Below are 16359 nucleotides of genomic sequence, written 5' to 3'. Positions count from 1 at the left end.
GTGCCCATCGCCCCTTACATCCTGCTCGGCCGGTTGCTCAAGCTGGCCCCGCGGGACGCCCCTGCCCCCTTGCGCTATCTGGGCGCGACCCTGCTCATCGCCGTCGCGGCCGGCATTCGCCTGAGCCTGGGGATCGACAGCCTGCCCTATCTGCTGTTCATTCCCTTCATCATGGCCGGGGCCTTCTGGTTCGGCCTCGGTCCCGGGATCTTCGCCACCCTGCTGTCGGTACTGCTGGCCGAGACCCTCTTCGTCAAGGCCCCGGCCTATTTCGCGTTGTTCTCCGAACGCTGGGTGTCCCATGCGCTGTTCGTGCTGGTCAACGTCATCATGGCCATGGTCTGCGCGGCCCAGCGCCGCAGCCTGGAGTCCCTCCATCGCTTCGCCGGCAATCTCGGCGAAGAAGTGGCCCTGCGCACCCGGCAGCGGGACCTGATCTGGCAGGCCAGCCCCGACCTGCTCTGCACGGCCACCCTCGAAGGCCAGCTGCTGGACCTCAATCCGGCCTGGACCAGCACCCTGGGCTGGAGCGCAGAGCAACTGCGCCACGAACCCTTCATGGCCTTCGTCCACGTCGAGGATCGCGCCCGCACCGAGGCGGCGCTGGAACGCCTGACGCTTGGCGAACCCGTGTTCGGCTTCGAGAATCGCTATCGGCATCGCGAAGGCGGCTATCGCTGGCTGTCGTGGAATTCGGTCTTCCAGGATGGCCTCATCTATTCCGCGGTACGCGAGGTGACGGCCATCCGCGAGCAGCAGGAAGCCCTGCGCCAGACCGAGGAACAGTTGCGCCAGAGTCAGAAGATGGAGGCCGTGGGCCAGCTGACCGGCGGCATCGCCCATGACTTCAACAACCTGCTGACCGGCGTGATCGGCAGTCTCGACATGCTCAGCCTGAGACTCGCCCAGGGCCGCTACACCGATCTCGAACGCTATGCCACGGGCGCCAAGGGCGCCGCCGAACGCGCCGCGGCCCTGACTCACCGCCTGCTCGCCTTTTCCCGCCGCCAGGCGCTGGACCCCACCGCCACCCAGACCAACGCCCTGGTGCTGGGCATGGAAGAACTGATCCGCCGCTCGGTCGGTCCCCAGGTCGAGATCCACATCGAACTGGCCGAGGCGTTGAATCCCACCCTGTGCGATCCCCACCAGCTGGAGAACGCCCTGCTCAACCTGTGCATCAACGCTCGGGATGCCATGCCCGAGGGTGGGACGCTGCGCATCGTCACCGCCAATCGCCGGCTCAACGACGCCCAGGCTGCCGCCCTGGAATTGCCGCCTGGCGACTATGTGACCCTGGCGGTGCTCGATACCGGTACCGGCATGCCGCCCGAGGTTCTGGCGCGCGCCTTCGATCCCTTCTTCACCACCAAGCCGGTGGGCATGGGCACCGGCCTCGGTCTGTCGATGATCTATGGCTTCGCCAAACAGTCCGGCGGCGTCGCCCATATCGTCTCGGCACCCGAGCGGGGCACCACCGTCACCCTCTATCTGCCGCGCCTGGTGGACGCCCCGCCGCCGTCGATCGAGACGCTGCGCACCTCACCAATGCGCTATCCCACTGGCATGACGGTACTGGTGGTGGACGACGAACCCCTGGTGCGGACGCTCGTGGACGAGGCCCTGCGCGAACACCGTATCCGCACCCTGGAGGCGACCGATGCCGCCACCGCCCTGCAGGTGCTGGAATCGGATACGCCGCTGGACCTGCTGATCGCCGATGTCGGCCTGCCAGGCGGGCTGAGCGGCTGCCAGCTCGCCGCCCTGGCCCGTGAACGCCGCCCCGGCCTGATGACCCTGCTGATCACCGGCTACGCCGAGGCGGACCTGCCCGGTCAGCCCCTGCCGGTCCCCGGCGTCGAGGTGCTGGCCAAGCCCTTTACCCTGGAAAGGCTCATGACCCAGATCGATCTGCTGCTGGCTGCCCGCGAACAACGGCCGCAGGCCTGATGCCGCTGCCCTGAGCCGAGCGGGGCCGACAAACGCCGCCAGTTGATGGACAATACGCGGCTATCCACAGGCAACCGGATCGAAACACCCGCATGAGCGACCTCTCCGCGCACACGCCCATGATGCAGCAGTACCTCAAGATCAAGCATCAGCATCCCGAACAGCTGCTGTTCTATCGCATGGGCGATTTCTACGAGCTGTTCTATGACGACGCCCGGCGTGCCGCCAAGTTGCTCGACATCACCCTGACCGCCCGTGGCGCCTCGGCCGGCAAGTCCATCCCCATGGCCGGCATCCCCTTCCATTCCGCCGAAGGCTACCTGGCCAAGCTGGTCAAGCTCGGCGAATCCGTGGTGATCTGCGAGCAGATCGGCGACCCGGCCACCAGCAAGGGCCCGGTGGAACGCCAGGTGGTGCGCATCATCACCCCCGGCACCGTCAGCGACGAGGCGCTGCTCGACGAGCGCCGCGACAACCTGCTGACCGCGGTGCTGGGCGACGAACGCCTGTTCGGCCTGGCCGTGCTGGACATCGCCAGTGGTCGCTTCACCGTCCAGGAACTGGCCGGCTGGGAAACCCTGCTGGCGGAGCTGGACCGTCTCAATCCCGCCGAGCTGCTGATCCCCGACGACTGGCCCGCCGGCCTGCCCGCCGAGAAGCGCCGCGGCGTACGTCGCCGGGCGCCCTGGGATTTCGACTGCGATTCGGCGCTCAAGAGCCTCTGCCAGCAATTCGGCACCGGTGACCTCAAGGGCTTCGGTTGCGACAAGCTGGGCCTGGCCCTCGGCGCCGCCGGCTGCCTGCTGGCCTATGCCAAGGAAACCCAGCGCACCGCCCTGCCACACCTGCGCAGCCTCCGCCACGAGCGCCTGGACGACACCGTCATCCTCGACGGCGCCAGCCGCCGCAACCTGGAACTGGACGTCAACCTGGCCGGCGGTCGCGATAACACCCTGCAATCGGTGGTGGACCGCTGTCAGACCGCCATGGGCAGTCGCCTGCTGACCCGCTGGCTGAATCGCCCGTTGCGCAATCGCGCCATCATCGAAGCCCGCCAGGACGCCATCACCTGCCTGCTGGAAGGCTATCGCTTCGAGTCGCTGCAACCGCAGCTCAAGGACATCGGCGACCTGGAACGCATCCTCGCCCGCATCGGCCTGCGCAACGCCCGTCCGCGGGATCTCGCCCGCCTGCGCGATGCCCTGGCCGCGTTGCCAATGCTGCAGGAGGGGCTGACGCAGATGATCGCCCCGCACCTGCTCGACCTGGCCCGGAGCATCCAGACCTATCCGGAGCTGGCCGCTACCCTGGCCCGCGCCATCATCGACAATCCGCCCGCGGTGATCCGCGATGGCGGCGTCATCAAGCGCGGCTACGACAGCGAGCTGGACGAGTTGCAGACCCTGAGCGAGAACGCCGGCCAGTTCCTCATGGACCTGGAGGCCCGGGAAAAGGCCCGCACCGGCCTGCAGGGCCTCAAGGTCGGCTACAACCGCGTCCACGGCTACTTCATCGAGATCCCCAGCCGCCAGGCCGAATCGGCCCCGGCCGACTACATCCGCCGCCAGACCCTCAAGGGCGCCGAGCGCTTCATCACCCCGGAGCTTAAGGCCTTCGAAGACAAGGCGCTGTCGGCCCAGAGTCGCGCCCTGGCGCGGGAAAAGGCGCTCTACGAAGCCCTGCTCGACGAGCTCATCGGCCACCTGGCGCCGTTGCAGGACAGCGCCGCCGCCCTGGCCGAACTGGACGTCCTGGCCAACTTCGCCGAGCGCGCTCTCAACCTGGACCTGAACAAGCCGCGCTTCGTCGAGGAGCCCTGCCTGAAGATCGGCCAGGGGCGCCACCCGGTGGTGGAACAGGTGCTGGAAACGCCCTTTGTCGCCAACGACGTCACCCTGGACAACGACACCCGCATGCTGGTGATCACCGGTCCGAACATGGGCGGCAAGTCCACCTACATGCGCCAGACCGCGCTGATCGTGCTCCTGGCCCATGTCGGCAGCTTCGTCCCGGCGGCCAGTTGCGAGCTGTCGCTGGTGGATCGCATCTTTACCCGCATCGGTTCCAGCGACGACCTGGCCGGCGGCCGTTCCACCTTCATGGTGGAGATGAGCGAGACCGCCAACATCCTGCACAACGCCAGCGAACACAGCCTGGTGCTGATGGACGAGGTCGGTCGCGGTACCAGCACCTTCGACGGCCTGTCGCTGGCCTGGGCCGCCGCCGAGCAACTGGCGCGACTGCGCGCCTGGACGCTGTTCGCCACCCACTACTTCGAGCTGACCGTGCTGCCGGACGGCCAGCCGAGCGTGGCCAACGTCCACCTCAACGCCACCGAGCACAATGACCGCATCGTCTTCCTGCACCATGTGCTGCCCGGCCCGGCCAGCCAGAGCTACGGCCTGGCCGTGGCGCAGTTGGCCGGAGTTCCGGAAGACGTCATCCTGCGCGCGCGCGAGCATCTCGCCCGCCTGGAAGCGGCCAGTTTCAACGGTGAGGTAGGTACGCCGCTGCCGGTGAGCGCGCCAGCCAAGGATCGTCCGCTACAGGCCGATCTGTTCGCCAGCGCCGCCCATCCTCTCATCGAGGAACTGGAACGCCTGCAGCCGGACGACATCACACCCAGACGGGCCCTGGAGCTTATCTACGAATGGAAAAAGCGTATCTGAGTTAACGGATACGAGGGTTCCGGCAATGCTGCTAGAATCCGCCGCCTTAGCCTGAGGAGAACGAGCAGATGACCTTCGTCGTCACTGACAACTGCATCAAATGCAAATATACCGACTGCGTGGAAGTCTGCCCGGTGGACTGCTTCTACGAAGGCCCCAACTTCCTGGTGATCCACCCGGACGAGTGCATCGACTGCGCCCTGTGCGAACCCGAATGCCCGGCCCAGGCGATCTTCTCGGAAGACGAGGTGCCGGCCGGCCAGGAAGCCTTCATCGAACTCAACAGTGAACTGGCCAACATCTGGCCGAACATCACCGAGAAGAAGGACGCCCTGCCTGACGCCGCCGAGTGGGATGGCAAGCCCAACAAGCTCCCCCAGCTCGAACGCTAGGCCTTGCCTGGAATTTCCAGGCAATAAAAAAGGGGGCGGATCGCTCCGCCCCCTTCGTCCCTGTCCCTGTAATCCTGCCACCGTCCTGGTGAACCTCGTCCTGAGGTGGTCCTGATCCGCATCCTGCCGATCCGTGTCGTCCCAGACACAGCGCCGATAGTACGCTTCTCCCGCAGGCTGGCAATCTGCCATAGCGCACCTTTCGATCTCGCCTCGCGCTTCGACCGGAAACAGAAAAACGTTATGTAGCAGGCACTTGGCGTCTTCCCGCGCTGATCAAGCGATGCTTTCTGGCAGCTCCAAGCGATACAGGCTTACGCAGCCTGTAAGCCCTGGCTTACAAGAACACGCAGAAAAAAGCCCGGAAAAATCCGGGCTCCGTTTGGCTGACATTCAGCTAGGCGCGATCAGAACAGCGAATCACTGGACAGGCCGTTGCGTTCGAAGATTTCCCGCAACCGCTTGAGCGCCTCGACCTGGATCTGCCGGACCCGCTCGCGGGTAAGGCCTATCTCCTGCCCTACCTCTTCCAGGGTGCAGGCTTCGTGACCGCGCAGCCCGAAGCGCCGGATCACCACTTCGCGCTGCTTTTCCGGCAACTCCAGCAGCCACTGGTCGATGCTCTGGTTGAGATCCGAATCCTGCAGCAGTTCGCAGGGATCGGTGGGACGGTCATCGGTCAGGGTATCGAGCAGGGTCTTGTCGGAGTCGGGGCCGAGGACCATGTCCACCGAGCTGATCCGCTCGTTGAGGCCCATCACCCGCTTCACGTCTGCCACCGGCTTTTCCAGCAGAGCGGCAATTTCCTCGGGGGAAGGCTCGTGATCGAGCTTCTGGGTCAGCTCCCGCGCGGCGCGCAGGTGCAGATTGAGCTCCTTGACCACATGGATTGGCAGGCGAATGGTGCGGGTCTGATTCATGATCGCCCGCTCGATGGTCTGCCGGATCCACCAGGTGGCATAGGTGGAGAATCTGAAGCCCCGCTCTGGATCGAATTTCTCCACCGCGCGGATGAGGCCCAGGTTGCCCTCTTCGATCAGATCGAGCAGCGACAGGCCACGGTTGATGTAGCGCCGGGCGATCTTGACCACCAGACGCAGGTTGCTTTCGATCATGCGCTTGCGACCGGCGGGATCGCCGCGCTGCGCGAGACGGGCGAAATGCACCTCTTCTGCCGGTGACAGCAGTGGCGAGAAGCCGATTTCGTTGAGATAGAGCTGAGTGGCGTCGAGTGCACGGCCATAGTCGGCCAGCTTGGCACCGCGCAGGACCTGGTTGCCGCGCCCGGACAGGGCCTTGGTCATGGCGGTATCGGCGGATTCCTCACCGAAGGGATTGGAATCGAGAAGCAGGACATCGTCGCCGAGATCGTACTCGGTTTCTTGTTTGTTCTGGATCATCTTGAGTAACCCTTGCTCGTCTGTGCTTCGAGCCAGGGCGTATCGATACGTTGCCGATGCGCCATGACTCGCCCCCAAAGAGCTGCGGGATCGAGTCGGCGCCTAGCGAATCAGCGATTGGGCAAAAACTGCAAGGGATCCACCGGCTTGCCCTGACGGCGAATCTCGAAATGGAGCTTGACGCGGTCGGTCCCGGTCGAACCCATCTCGGCAATCGTCTGCCCTATCTTGACACGCTCACCTTCCCGAACCAGCAACCTACGATTGTGACCGTAGGCACTGACGTAGGTTTCGCTGTGTTTGACGATAACCAGTTCACCATAACCCCGTAGACCATTTCCCGCATAGACCACGGTGCCATCGGCGGCGGCCATCACGGGCTGACCTTCCTGGCCGGCGATGTCTATTCCCTTGTTTAGGCTGCTGCTGGCCGAGAAGCGACTGATCAACGTACCTTTCGTCGGCCAGGCCCAACCGGCGGCGGATTGGGGGACGTCACGGGTCGGCGTCTGGGCAGGTGTCACCGGCGTCGGTGGCGGTGCCGCAGGCAGATTCGGGGTCACCACCGGGGTGGCGGCGGTGGGACTGGAGGTCACGGGCGGCGGAATGGGTACCGGGGTCGCCACCGGATTGCCGGGTGCCGGCGCGGAAGCGACAGGGGTGGCCGAGCCCGTGGCCGGCCGGCGAATGATGCGACTGGAACCCGTGGCGCTGCCGCCATTGCCGAAGCGGATCACCTGGCCGACATGGATGACATAGGGCGCGGCGAGGCCGTTCTGGGCCGCCAGGGCGCGCCATTCCCAGCCGTTGCGCGAGGCGATGGAAAACAGGGTGTCTCCGCGCTTGACGCGATACTGGCCGGAGGTGACCTGGGGCACGCTGCTGCGGCCATCACCGCGGTCGACCACCGGCGCTCGCGAGCCGTTGCTCGAACAACCCGTCAGCAGCAGGGCCACGAGCAACGTCGCCAGCCAGCTTGAACGCCCTCGTCCTGGAAATCCTTGCGCTCGGGCCTTCACCCGTTCCTCCCGCAGAGTCTGATCATCTACCGTCCGGCCATCCTGCCGGCCTCAAGCGGCCGCTGCCGTCAGGCAGCCTTGGAGCGCGGTACCGGGGTAACGTTCCCTGTCTCTCACTGGGCCAGAGGTCCGTTGAGCAGGGGCACGAAACGGACGGCGTTGAGTTCGTGGCGGACGAAGCCTTCGGCCTCGCGCACGATCAGCAGGAGCTTCTGCTCCTCGTCGACGCCTACCGGGATCACCAGGCGACCGCCAGGGGCCAGCTGGTCGAGCAGCGCCTGCGGCACTTCCCGCGCGGCGGCGGTGACGATGATGCCGTTGTAGGGTGCCAGTGCCGGCCAGCCTTCCCAGCCATCGCCCCAGCGGAACACCACGTTGCGCAGGTTGAGTTCGAGCAGACGCTCCTTGGCCCGATCCTGCAGCGACTGGATACGCTCCACGGAAAACACCCGCTCCACGGTCTGCGCCAGGATGGCGGTCTGGTAGCCGGAACCAGTGCCGATCTCCATGACCTTGTCCAGCGGCCCGCCGGCGAGCAGCAGCTCGGTCATGCGCGCCACCATGAACGGCTGGGAGATGGTCTGGTTGTGACCGATGGGCAACGCCGTGTCTTCGTAGGCGCGATGGGCCAGGGCCTCGTCGACGAACAGGTGACGCGGCGTACGGCGGATCACCTCCAGCACCTGGGCGTTGGACAGCCCCTCTTCGTAGAGGCGCTGGATGAGCCGCTCCCGGGTGCGCTGGGAGGTCATGCCGATGCCGTGTCTTTGCATATGCTCTTGCCCCTGAGTCATGCCAGCAGCTCCGTCAGCGCCGACAGGCCGGCGAAGCCCTCGCGGAAGGTGCGATCGAACTGCAGCGGCGTCACCGAGACATAGCCTTCCAGCACGGCGTGGAAGTCGGTACCCGGTCCGCCATCCACCGCATCGCCGGAAACCGAGATCCAGTAACCGGCCTTGCCGCGCGGATTGATCTCGCGTACCGGCGGCTTGGCCTGGGCCCGGTGCCCCAGGCGGGTCAGCTGCAGGCCCTTGATCTGCTCGAGCGGCAGATCCGGGATGTTGACGTTGAGCACGGTGCGCGGCGGCAGATCGAAGCGTTCGTGCAGGGCCACGATGCGGGCGGCGATCTCGGCCGCCACCGCCATGTTGTCGGCACTGCGCGACACCAGCGAGAAGGCCAGCGCCGGACGATCGAGGAACCGTCCTTCCATGGCCGCGGCCACGGTGCCGGAATAGAGGACGTCGTCGCCCAGGTTGGCACCCAGGTTGATGCCGGCCACCACCATGTCCGGCGTCTCTTCCAGCAGGCCATTGAGGCCGAGGTGAACGCAATCGGTAGGCGTGCCGTTGACGCCCAGGTAGCCATTGGGCAGGCGCTGCGGATGCAGGGGGCGGTCCAGCGTCAGGGCACTGCTCACACCGCTCATGTCATAGAGCGGCGCGACTACCTGGCACTCGTAGTCCGCACGGGCGGAGAGCGCGGCATGCAGCGCGGCGATACCGGGGGCCAGCACCCCATCGTCGTTGGCGATCAGAAGTCGCATGGATGTTCCGTCTGCCCTGCCTCGCCAAGCGTTACCAGCTCGCGAACCACTGCGGTGGCGAAACAGCCGGCCGGCAGGACGAATTCGAGTTGCAGAATGTCAGGAGCGGGATAATGCCACGTCAGGCCGCCGATGGGGAGGCGCAGGATGCGCCGTTCATGCGAGAGGCCGGCACCGGCCAGCCAGGCGGGCAGCTCTCCGGCGGCCTCTGCGACCTGCCGCTCCAGGTCTGCGGCCGGCCCCTGCACCGGCGACTCGCCGGCGCCCCACAGGGGGCCGGTGGGGTGCAGATCGAGCGCCGCCAGGCGCGGATCGGTCAGATCGGCGGCGGTGGCCGGAAAGTGGCTGCGGCTGTCGGTGAAGGCCAGCAGATCGCCCTCCTGCGCCCGCTTCCAGGAGCCATCGGCGATGCGCCCGGCCAGCACCTGATTGAACAGCCAGCTGCGCGCGGCGGACAGGGTGCGCGAGCGCCGATTGCGCTGCTCGGGCAGGCGCTGCTCGCGGGCGCACTGCTGAGCGTCCGCCAGGTTGCCACCCTGATAGCCGAAGCGCTGCGGACCGAAATAATTGGGCACGCCAGCGGCGGCGATGGCCTGCAGCCGCGCCTCCAGCGCCACCGGATCGGCCTGGAGCCCAGTCAGCCGCAGGCGGAAGCCGTTGGCGGCATGGGCGCCGCGCTGCAGCTTGCGGCGGTGGCGACCCTGCTGGAGGATCACCAGCGTCTCGTCGCAGGCGGCCGCGAGATCCGGGTCGGCCTTGCCGGGCAGGTGCAGGCTGAACCACTGGCGGGTCAGGGCCTGGCGATCCTTGAGACCGGCATAGCTGATCGCCCGCTGCGGCACCCCGGCGGCGCGCGCCAGGCGGCGCACCGCTTCCTCGGTGTTGAGGCCGCGCTTCTCGACCCACAGCCAGAGGTGCTCGCCATCACCGCTGAGCGGGATGTCCAGCACCTCGTCCACCTGGAAGTCCTCGGCACTGGCCTTGAGGATCGCCTGGCCGCAGGGCTCGCCATGGGCGCGCGGCCCGAGCAGCTGGTCTTCGGTCATAGCGGCAGCAGGAGGGCCACGGCGTGTACGGCGATGCCCTCTTCGCGCCCGACGAAACCCAGGCGTTCGGTGGTGGTGGCCTTGACGTTGACCTGACCCAGCTCGACCTGCAGATCCTCGGCGATGGCCTGGCGCATGGCTTCGATGTGCGGCGCCATCTTGGGCGCCTGGGCGGCGATGGTGCCGTCGACGTTACCGACCTGCCAGCCCTGCTCGCGGACCAGGCCGACCACATGACGCAGCAGCACCCGACTGTCGGCGCCCTTGAAGCGCGGATCGGTATCGGGGAAATGCTTGCCGATGTCGCCCAGGGCGGCCGCGCCCAGCAGGGCATCGGCCAGGGCATGCAGCAGCACGTCGCCATCGGAGTGGGCGACCAGGCCATGGTGGTGGGGAATACGAATGCCACCGAGGGTAATGAAGTCGCCCTCGCCAAAGGCGTGAACGTCGAAACCGTGACCTATGCGCATGAAGAGAGACGCCCTTGAGACTGACAGGGCGTCGATTCTACCGGCTGGGGACAGCTCCCGTCGCCCTCAGGGGGCCGTGAGCGCCGCCGCGTGATGCCGCAGATGATCGTCGATGAAGCTGGCGACGAAGAAATAGCTGTGGTCATACCCCGGTTGCAGACGCAGTTCCAGCGGATGCCCCACGGCTTCCGCCGCGCGCTGCAGCGCCTGGGGCTTGAGCTGTTCGGCGAGGAAGCTGTCCTGCTCGCCCTGGTCGATCAGCAGCGGCAGGCGCTCCTCGGCCTTGGCCAGCAGTGCACAGGCGTCCCACTCGGCCCAGGTGCTGCGGTCCTCGCCCAGGTAGTTGGAGAACGCCTTGTGCCCCCAGGGACAATCCAGCGGATTGACGATGGGGGAAAAGGCCGACACCGAGCGATAACGACCGGGATGCCGCAAGGCGCAGATCAGGGCACCGTGGCCGCCCATGGAGTGACCGCTGACGCCACGACGATCCGAGACCGGGAAGTTGGCCTCGATCAACGCCGGCAATTCTTCCACCACATAGTCGTGCATGCGGTAGTGCCGAGCCCAGGGCTGCTGGGTGGCGTTGACGTAGAAACCCGCCCCCAGACCGAAATCCCAGGCTTTTTCGGGGTCGTCCGGCACCCCTTCGCCGCGCGGACTGGTGTCCGGCGCCACCAGCACCAGGCCCAGCTCGGCGGCCAGGCGCTGGGCACCGGCCTTCTGCATGAAGTTCTCGTCGGTGCAGGTCAGCCCCGACAGCCAGTAGAGCACCGGCAGGTCGCTGCGCGCCTCCGCCTGGGGCGGCAGGTAGACGGCGAAGGTCATGTCGCAGTCGAGACTGCGGGCGCGATGGCGATAGCGCTTGTGCCAGCCGCCGAAACTCTTGTTGCTGGAGAGCAGTTCGAGACTCATGGTCATCTCCCGGACAGGGGGCGCCCCTGGGCGCCCGCCTGGCGATCAGTAGTGGACGACGGTGCGGATGCTCTTGCCTTCGTGCATCAGCTCGAAGGCCTCGTTGATCTGCTCCAGGCCCATGGTGTGGGTGATGAAGGTGTCCAGCGGGATCTCGCCGCTCTGCGCCTTGCGCACATAGCCGGGCAGCTCGCTGCGGCCCTTGACGCCGCCGAAGGCGCTGCCGCGCCAGACGCGACCGGTCACCAGCTGGAACGGGCGGGTGCTGATTTCCTGGCCGGCCCCGGCCACCCCGATGATCACCGACTCGCCCCAGCCCTTGTGGCAGCACTCCAGGGCCGCACGCATCAGGTTGACGTTGCCGACGCACTCGAAGCTGTAGTCGACGCCGCCATCGGTCAGCTCGACGACGACCTCCTGGATCGGCTTCTGGTGATCCTTGGGATTGATGAAGTCGGTGGCGCCCAGTTCACGGGCGATGTCGAACTTGGACGGATTGATGTCGATGGCGATGATGCGGCTGGCCTTGGCCATCTTGGCGCCGATGATGGCGGCCAGGCCGATGCCGCCCAGGCCGAAGACGGCGACGGTGGCGCCCTCTTCCACCTTGGCGGTGTTGAGCACGGCGCCGATGCCGGTGGTCACGCCACAACCCAGCAGGCAGACCTTTTCCAGGGGCGCTTCCTGGGGGATCTTCGCCACCGAGACCTCCGGCAGCACCGTGTACTCGGAAAAGGTGGAGCAACCCATGTAGTGGTAGATCGGCTCGCCGTTGTAGGAGAAACGGGTGGTGCCGTCGGGCATCAGGCCCTTGCCCTGGGTGGCGCGTACCGAGCTGCACAGGTTGGTCTTGCCGGATTTGCAGAATTTGCACTGACCGCATTCGGCGGTGTACAGGGGGATGACGTGATCGCCCACTGCGACCGAGGTCACGCCCTCGCCCACCGCCTCGACGATGCCACCGCCCTCGTGACCGAGGATGCAGGGAAAGACCCCTTCGGAATCCTGACCCGAGAGGGTGTAGGCATCGGTGTGGCAGACACCGGTGGCGACGATGCGGATGAGCACCTCACCGGCCTTGGGCGGCTCGACGTCCACTTCGACGATCTTGAGGGGCTCGTTGGGCGCGAAGGCTACGGCGGCGCGGGACTTGATCATGGTCGACTCCAGAGGGGCGAAAAAACGAGAGGACCAGTTTAGACGCCAGAATTCCTGGAACAATCGGGCATACTGGAATTCATTTTTGCCACAGGGAAACAATCATGGGCTGGGAGGGCATCGACGAATTCGTCGCCGTGGCGAGCACCCTGCACTTCGGCCAGGCCGCCGATCGGCTCGGCACCTCGACCTCTCACGTGAGCCGGCAGGTGGCTCGACTGGAAGAACGGCTGCAGGCGCGTCTGCTCTATCGCAGCACCCGCAGCGTCGCCCTCACCGAAGCCGGCCACACCTTTCTGCAGCACTGCCGCCGGCTGCAGGAGGCGCGCGACGAAGCCCTGCGCGAGGTCAGCGATCTCTCCAGCCAGCCCAAGGGGCTGATCCGCATGACCTGCGCCGTGACCTATGGCGAGCGCTTCGTCGTGCCCCTGGTCAACGACTTCCTCGCCCGTTATCCCGAGGTCAGCCTGGAACTGGACCTGACCAATCGCACCGTCGATCTCCTGCACGAAGGCTACGACCTGGCCATCCGCCTGGGGCGCCTGGCCGATTCACGCCTGGTAGCGACCCGCCTGGCGCCGCGGGAGCTCTATTTGTGTGCCGCGCCCAGCTACCTGGAGCGCTTCGGCGCACCCCATACCCTGTCGGAACTCGGGCGCCATCGCTGCCTGGTGGGCACCAGCGATATCTGGAGCTTTCGCGAAAACGATCGCGAGGTGCTGCACCGGGTCCAGGGTTCCTGGCGCTGCAACAGCGGCCAGGCGGTGCTGGACGCCGCCCTGCGTGGCTTCGGTCTGTGCCAGTTGCCGGACTACTACGTGCTGCCGCATCTGGCCCGTGGCGAGCTGCGCGCCCTGCTGGACAATCGCCAGCCGCCCAACAGCGCGGTCTGGGCGCTCTACCCGCAGCGGCGCTTTCTCTCGCCGAAGATTCGCCTGCTGGTGGAACACCTCAAACAGGGCCTGAGCACCCCGCGCCCAGGCGCTCGCCACCCATCCGGAAGCTGAGCGCAGCGGAGGAACCGGGTCTTTCGAGCGGCCTTCGAAAGGGTGTCGGTCGTCCTGACCCCGCCCTGCCGGTGGCGTCACGGCGACTCCTGCAGCCGGAGGTCCCATGAACGACACCCTCGATCATCACGCACTCGCCACCTGGATGAAGGAGGCGACCCCACCATGCCTGTCTCTCTACATGCCCACCGAGCGCGCCTTTCCGCAGCGTGAGCAGAATGTCATCCGCTTCAAGAATCTGTTGCGGCAGCTGGAAGCGGATCTCGTCGAGCGCTTTCCCGAAGCCGATCACGCCACGCTGCTGGCGCCGCTGCAGACCCTGGTGGACAACGCCGATTTCTGGCACTACCCGCGCGGCGGTCTGGCCATCCTGCGCGACCGCGATCAGTTCCGGGTGCTCAAGGTGCTGGACCCCCTGGAAGAGACCGCCCGGGTCAACCACCACTTCCAGCTGCAGCCGCTGCTGCGCCTGGCCCAGGCGCGGGATCGCTATCAGGTGCTGTGCCTGACCCGCAATCAGGCGCACCTGTTCGAAGGCAACCGCGACAACCTGGTGGAGGTGGAGCTGGGCGAAGGGGTGCCGCGCACCCTGGAAGACGCCCTTGGCACCGAGCTGACCGAAGGCAACCAGCGCGGCCTACCCCAGGGCTTCAGCCGGGCCGGCGAGCGTGGCGACTCCATGCAGCACAACGCCGGCGGCATCAGCAAGCATGACGAGCAGGACGCCGACCGCGAGCGCTACTTCCTGGCCCTGGACCGCGCCCTGACCCGGGTGCACAGCAACACCGCTCGCCTGCCCCTGGTGCTGGCCGCGCTGCCGGAGCACCAGGCCGCCTTTCGCCGCCTGAGCCAGAACCCCCATCTCTTGCCGGAAGGCATCGCCGGTGATCCCGGCCCCCTGGACAACGACGCCCTGCGTGCCAGGGCCTGGGCGGTGATGGCGCCCCGCATGGAACAGCGACTCGACGACCTGCTGGATACCTACGCCCAGCGTCATGGCCAGGGGCTGGCCTCGGATCGCCTGGAAGACATCGGCGGCGCCCTGCTGGACGCCCGGGTCGACACCCTGCTGGTGGAAGCCGATCGCCATATCCCGGGCTATCTGGACCTGGAACGGCGCATGCTGGTCCCCGCCAAGCCGGAGGGCGCCAATGCCGACGACCTGCTGGACGAACTCAGCTTCCAGGCCCTGCAGCAAGGTGGCGAGGTGCTGGTCCTGCCGCGCGAGCGGATGCCTGGCGGCACCGGCGTGGCGGCCATCTATCGCTACTAGCCGCTGCGCTGGACCGGATTGGCGCTTGAACTAGACTTCAGCGCCAATCCGCCCCTGCCAAGGTTGTAACCATGTCTGCCCTAGCCGCCTTTCGCGAGCGCTATCTGCTGCGCTTCTGGGCGCCCCTGCCCACGCTGATCGCCCTCGGCGTCGCCTCGGCCTACTACTTCGCCCTGACCGGAACCTTCTGGGCCGTGACTGGCGAATTCACCCGCTGGGGCGGCCATGTGCTGGCCTGGTTCGGCGTCCCGGTAAGGGACTGGAGCTATTTCCGGCTGATCGGCCTGCAGGGCACGCCCCTGGATCGCATCGATGGCGTCATGATCATCGGCATGCTGCTGGGCGCCCTGGCCTGCGCCCTCTGGGCCGGCAACGTCGGCCTGCGCTGGCCCACCAGTCGCCGCCGGCTGCTCCAGGGCCTGGCCGGCGGCATCATCGCCGGCTTCGGTGCCCGCCTGGCCATGGGTTGCAACCTGGCGGCCTTCTTTACCGGCATCCCCATGTTCTCGCTGCATGCCTGGGCCTTCATGCTGGCCACGGTGGCCGGCGCCTGGCTTGGCGTGAAGCTGACCCTGCTGCCCTGGCTGCGCATTCCGCTGAAGGTCACCGCCCACGCCGCCGTCCTGCCCGATGCCGGGCAACTGGCCCGGCGCGCGCGTCGCCAGGCGCGGCTGGGTCTCGCCGTGCTGGTGGTGGCGCTGCTCTTCGCCGCCTGGCGCTTCGAGGTCTCCCTGGTCCTGGGTCTGGCCACCCTCTTCGGCCTGGTCTTCGGCGGCCTGATCGAGCGGGCGCAGATCTGCTTTACCAGCGCCGCCCGCGACCTCTGGACCACCGGCCGCACCCAGGCGGCGACCGGCATCCTGCTGGGCATGGCGGTGGCCTGCCTCGGCACCTTTGGCGCCATCCAGCTGGGCATGGCGCCCAAGATCTTCTGGATGGGCCCCAACGCCGTGATCGGAGGCCTGCTGTTTGGCGTCGGCATCGTCCTCGCCGGTGGCTGCGAGACCGGCTGGATGTACCGCGCGGTGGAAGGCCAGCTGCATTTCTGGGTGGTGGGCCTGGGCAACGTCATCGGCGGGACCCTGGTGGCGGTCTACTAGGACCGCCTGGGCAGCGCCCTCGCCCTGCCCTATCCCAGGATCAATCTGCTGCAGCAGGCAGGCCCCGGCAGCGGCCTGCTGCTGACCTTTGCCGGCCTGGCCCTCTGCCTGCTGCTGGTCCAACTCAACGCCCGCCGTTTCACTCGCCCCCGGAAGCCTGTCCATGACACTCGCCAAGACGCCGACGCTGTCGCTTGATCTGCGCGGCGAACACTGCCCCTACAACGCCATCGCCACCCTGGAGACCTTGCAGACCCTGCAGCCCGGCGATCTCCTGGAGGTGATCACCGATTGCGCCCAGTCGATCCACGGCATTCCGGAAGATACCCGGCGCCAGGGCTACGATTGCCAGGCGGTGGAACAGCATGGCGCGCTGTTCCGCTTTCTCATCGAGGTGCCGCTGCGGGCCTGAGG

The 16359-nt window shown here is 66.8% G+C and carries 14 protein-coding genes and 1 pseudogene; 7 read left to right on the top strand and 8 right to left on the bottom strand.

All coding sequences use genetic code 11. The annotated features are described in order from the left end of the window. The 3 genes from DBY63_RS03810 to fdxA all read left to right on the top strand — a co-directional run bounded on the left by DBY63_RS03810 (position 1) and on the right by fdxA (position 5011). Positions 1 to 1950: an ATP-binding protein gene (locus DBY63_RS03810; protein ID WP_108581296.1), complete on the top strand. Its 1950-nt coding sequence runs from the start codon at positions 1 to 3 to the stop codon at positions 1948 to 1950. A gap of 92 nt (positions 1951 to 2042) precedes the next feature. Continuing rightward, the gene (mutS, locus tag DBY63_RS03805) at positions 2043 to 4619 is read left to right on the top strand and encodes a DNA mismatch repair protein MutS (protein WP_108581295.1); all 2577 of its coding nucleotides are present in this window, start codon (positions 2043 to 2045) and stop codon (positions 4617 to 4619) included. A gap of 68 nt (positions 4620 to 4687) precedes the next feature. Further along, the gene (gene fdxA, locus DBY63_RS03800; RefSeq protein WP_007159459.1) at positions 4688 to 5011 is read left to right on the top strand and encodes a ferredoxin FdxA; all 324 of its coding nucleotides are present in this window, start codon (positions 4688 to 4690) and stop codon (positions 5009 to 5011) included. Positions 5012 to 5418: 407 nt separating this feature from the next. Here fdxA and rpoS read toward each other — a convergent pair whose 3' ends face one another. From rpoS to DBY63_RS03760, 8 genes are all read right to left on the bottom strand, one after another. After that, complete coding sequence (gene rpoS, locus DBY63_RS03795; protein WP_007159460.1) at positions 5419 to 6411, bottom strand: RNA polymerase sigma factor RpoS; 993 nt, start codon at positions 6409 to 6411, stop codon at positions 5419 to 5421. 110 nt (positions 6412 to 6521) lie between these two features. Beyond that, entirely contained in the window at positions 6522 to 7373 is an 852-nt protein-coding gene (locus DBY63_RS03790) for a peptidoglycan DD-metalloendopeptidase family protein (protein WP_108581294.1), read from the bottom strand. A gap of 170 nt (positions 7374 to 7543) precedes the next feature. Further along, the gene (locus tag DBY63_RS03785; protein WP_007159462.1) at positions 7544 to 8182 is read right to left on the bottom strand and encodes a protein-L-isoaspartate(D-aspartate) O-methyltransferase; all 639 of its coding nucleotides are present in this window, start codon (positions 8180 to 8182) and stop codon (positions 7544 to 7546) included. Positions 8183 to 8220: 38 nt separating this feature from the next. Next, positions 8221 to 8976 (bottom strand): 5'/3'-nucleotidase SurE, encoded by a 756-nt coding sequence (gene surE / locus DBY63_RS03780; RefSeq protein WP_027597061.1) that lies wholly within the window; start codon positions 8974 to 8976, stop codon positions 8221 to 8223. Continuing rightward, positions 8964 to 10022, bottom strand: a complete 1059-nt coding sequence (gene truD / locus DBY63_RS03775; RefSeq protein ID WP_044341500.1) for a tRNA pseudouridine(13) synthase TruD — start codon at positions 10020 to 10022, stop codon at positions 8964 to 8966. Before truD ends, surE begins: the two co-directional genes overlap by 13 nt. After that, positions 10019 to 10492, bottom strand: coding sequence for a 2-C-methyl-D-erythritol 2,4-cyclodiphosphate synthase (ispF, locus tag DBY63_RS03770; RefSeq protein ID WP_017639034.1), 474 nt, complete (start codon positions 10490 to 10492; stop codon positions 10019 to 10021). The genes truD and ispF overlap by 4 nt, the downstream gene beginning before the upstream one ends. 66 nt (positions 10493 to 10558) lie before the next feature. Beyond that, complete coding sequence (gene fghA, locus DBY63_RS03765) at positions 10559 to 11413, bottom strand: S-formylglutathione hydrolase (protein WP_169886937.1); 855 nt, start codon at positions 11411 to 11413, stop codon at positions 10559 to 10561. 39 nt (positions 11414 to 11452) lie between these two features. Beyond that, positions 11453 to 12565, bottom strand: coding sequence for an S-(hydroxymethyl)glutathione dehydrogenase/class III alcohol dehydrogenase (locus DBY63_RS03760; RefSeq protein ID WP_108581293.1), 1113 nt, complete (start codon positions 12563 to 12565; stop codon positions 11453 to 11455). Between the two features lie 101 nt (positions 12566 to 12666). Here DBY63_RS03760 and DBY63_RS03755 point away from each other — a divergent pair, with 101 nt between their 5' ends. The 4 genes and pseudogenes from DBY63_RS03755 (at position 12667) to yedF (ending at position 16357) form a co-directional block, all read left to right on the top strand. Beyond that, entirely contained in the window at positions 12667 to 13572 is a 906-nt protein-coding gene (locus tag DBY63_RS03755) for a LysR substrate-binding domain-containing protein (RefSeq protein WP_108581292.1), read from the top strand. Between the two features lie 106 nt (positions 13573 to 13678). After that, positions 13679 to 14845, top strand: coding sequence for a hypothetical protein (locus DBY63_RS03750; protein WP_108581291.1), 1167 nt, complete (start codon positions 13679 to 13681; stop codon positions 14843 to 14845). Positions 14846 to 14916: 71 nt separating this feature from the next. Beyond that, a pseudogene (yedE, locus tag DBY63_RS03745) lies at positions 14917 to 16143 on the top strand (selenium metabolism membrane protein YedE/FdhT). Continuing rightward, entirely contained in the window at positions 16109 to 16357 is a 249-nt protein-coding gene (gene yedF, locus DBY63_RS03740; protein ID WP_007159471.1) for a sulfurtransferase-like selenium metabolism protein YedF, read from the top strand. The pseudogene yedE and the gene yedF overlap by 35 nt, the downstream one beginning before the upstream one ends. The last annotated feature ends 2 nt before the right edge of the window (positions 16358 to 16359 follow it).

This window comes from Pseudomonas sp. RIT411 (assembly GCF_003057735.2).
In the GTDB taxonomy this organism is placed as follows: Bacteria; Pseudomonadota; Gammaproteobacteria; order Pseudomonadales; family Pseudomonadaceae; genus Chryseomonas; species Chryseomonas oryzihabitans.
The sequence above is the reverse complement of the archived record's forward strand: the minus strand, read 5'-3'. Positions and strand labels throughout refer to the sequence as shown.

Coding starts and splice junctions, on each gene's coding strand:
- fdxA (WP_007159459.1), top strand. CDS start 4,688: ATGACCTTCGTCGTCACTGACAACTGCATCAAATGCAAATATACCGAC.
- yedF (WP_007159471.1), top strand. CDS start 16,109: ATGACACTCGCCAAGACGCCGACGCTGTCGCTTGATCTGCGCGGCGAA.
- surE (WP_027597061.1), bottom strand. CDS start 8,976: ATGCGACTTCTGATCGCCAACGACGATGGGGTGCTGGCCCCCGGTATC.
- DBY63_RS03785 (WP_007159462.1), bottom strand. CDS start 8,182: ATGACCTCCCAGCGCACCCGGGAGCGGCTCATCCAGCGCCTCTACGAA.
- truD (WP_044341500.1), bottom strand. CDS start 10,022: ATGACCGAAGACCAGCTGCTCGGGCCGCGCGCCCATGGCGAGCCCTGC.
- fghA (WP_169886937.1), bottom strand. CDS start 11,413: ATGACCATGAGTCTCGAACTGCTCTCCAGCAACAAGAGTTTCGGCGGC.
- mutS (WP_108581295.1), top strand. CDS start 2,043: ATGAGCGACCTCTCCGCGCACACGCCCATGATGCAGCAGTACCTCAAG.
- rpoS (WP_007159460.1), bottom strand. CDS start 6,411: ATGATCCAGAACAAACAAGAAACCGAGTACGATCTCGGCGACGATGTC.
- ispF (WP_017639034.1), bottom strand. CDS start 10,492: ATGCGCATAGGTCACGGTTTCGACGTTCACGCCTTTGGCGAGGGCGAC.
- DBY63_RS03760 (WP_108581293.1), bottom strand. CDS start 12,565: ATGATCAAGTCCCGCGCCGCCGTAGCCTTCGCGCCCAACGAGCCCCTC.
- DBY63_RS03750 (WP_108581291.1), top strand. CDS start 13,679: ATGAACGACACCCTCGATCATCACGCACTCGCCACCTGGATGAAGGAG.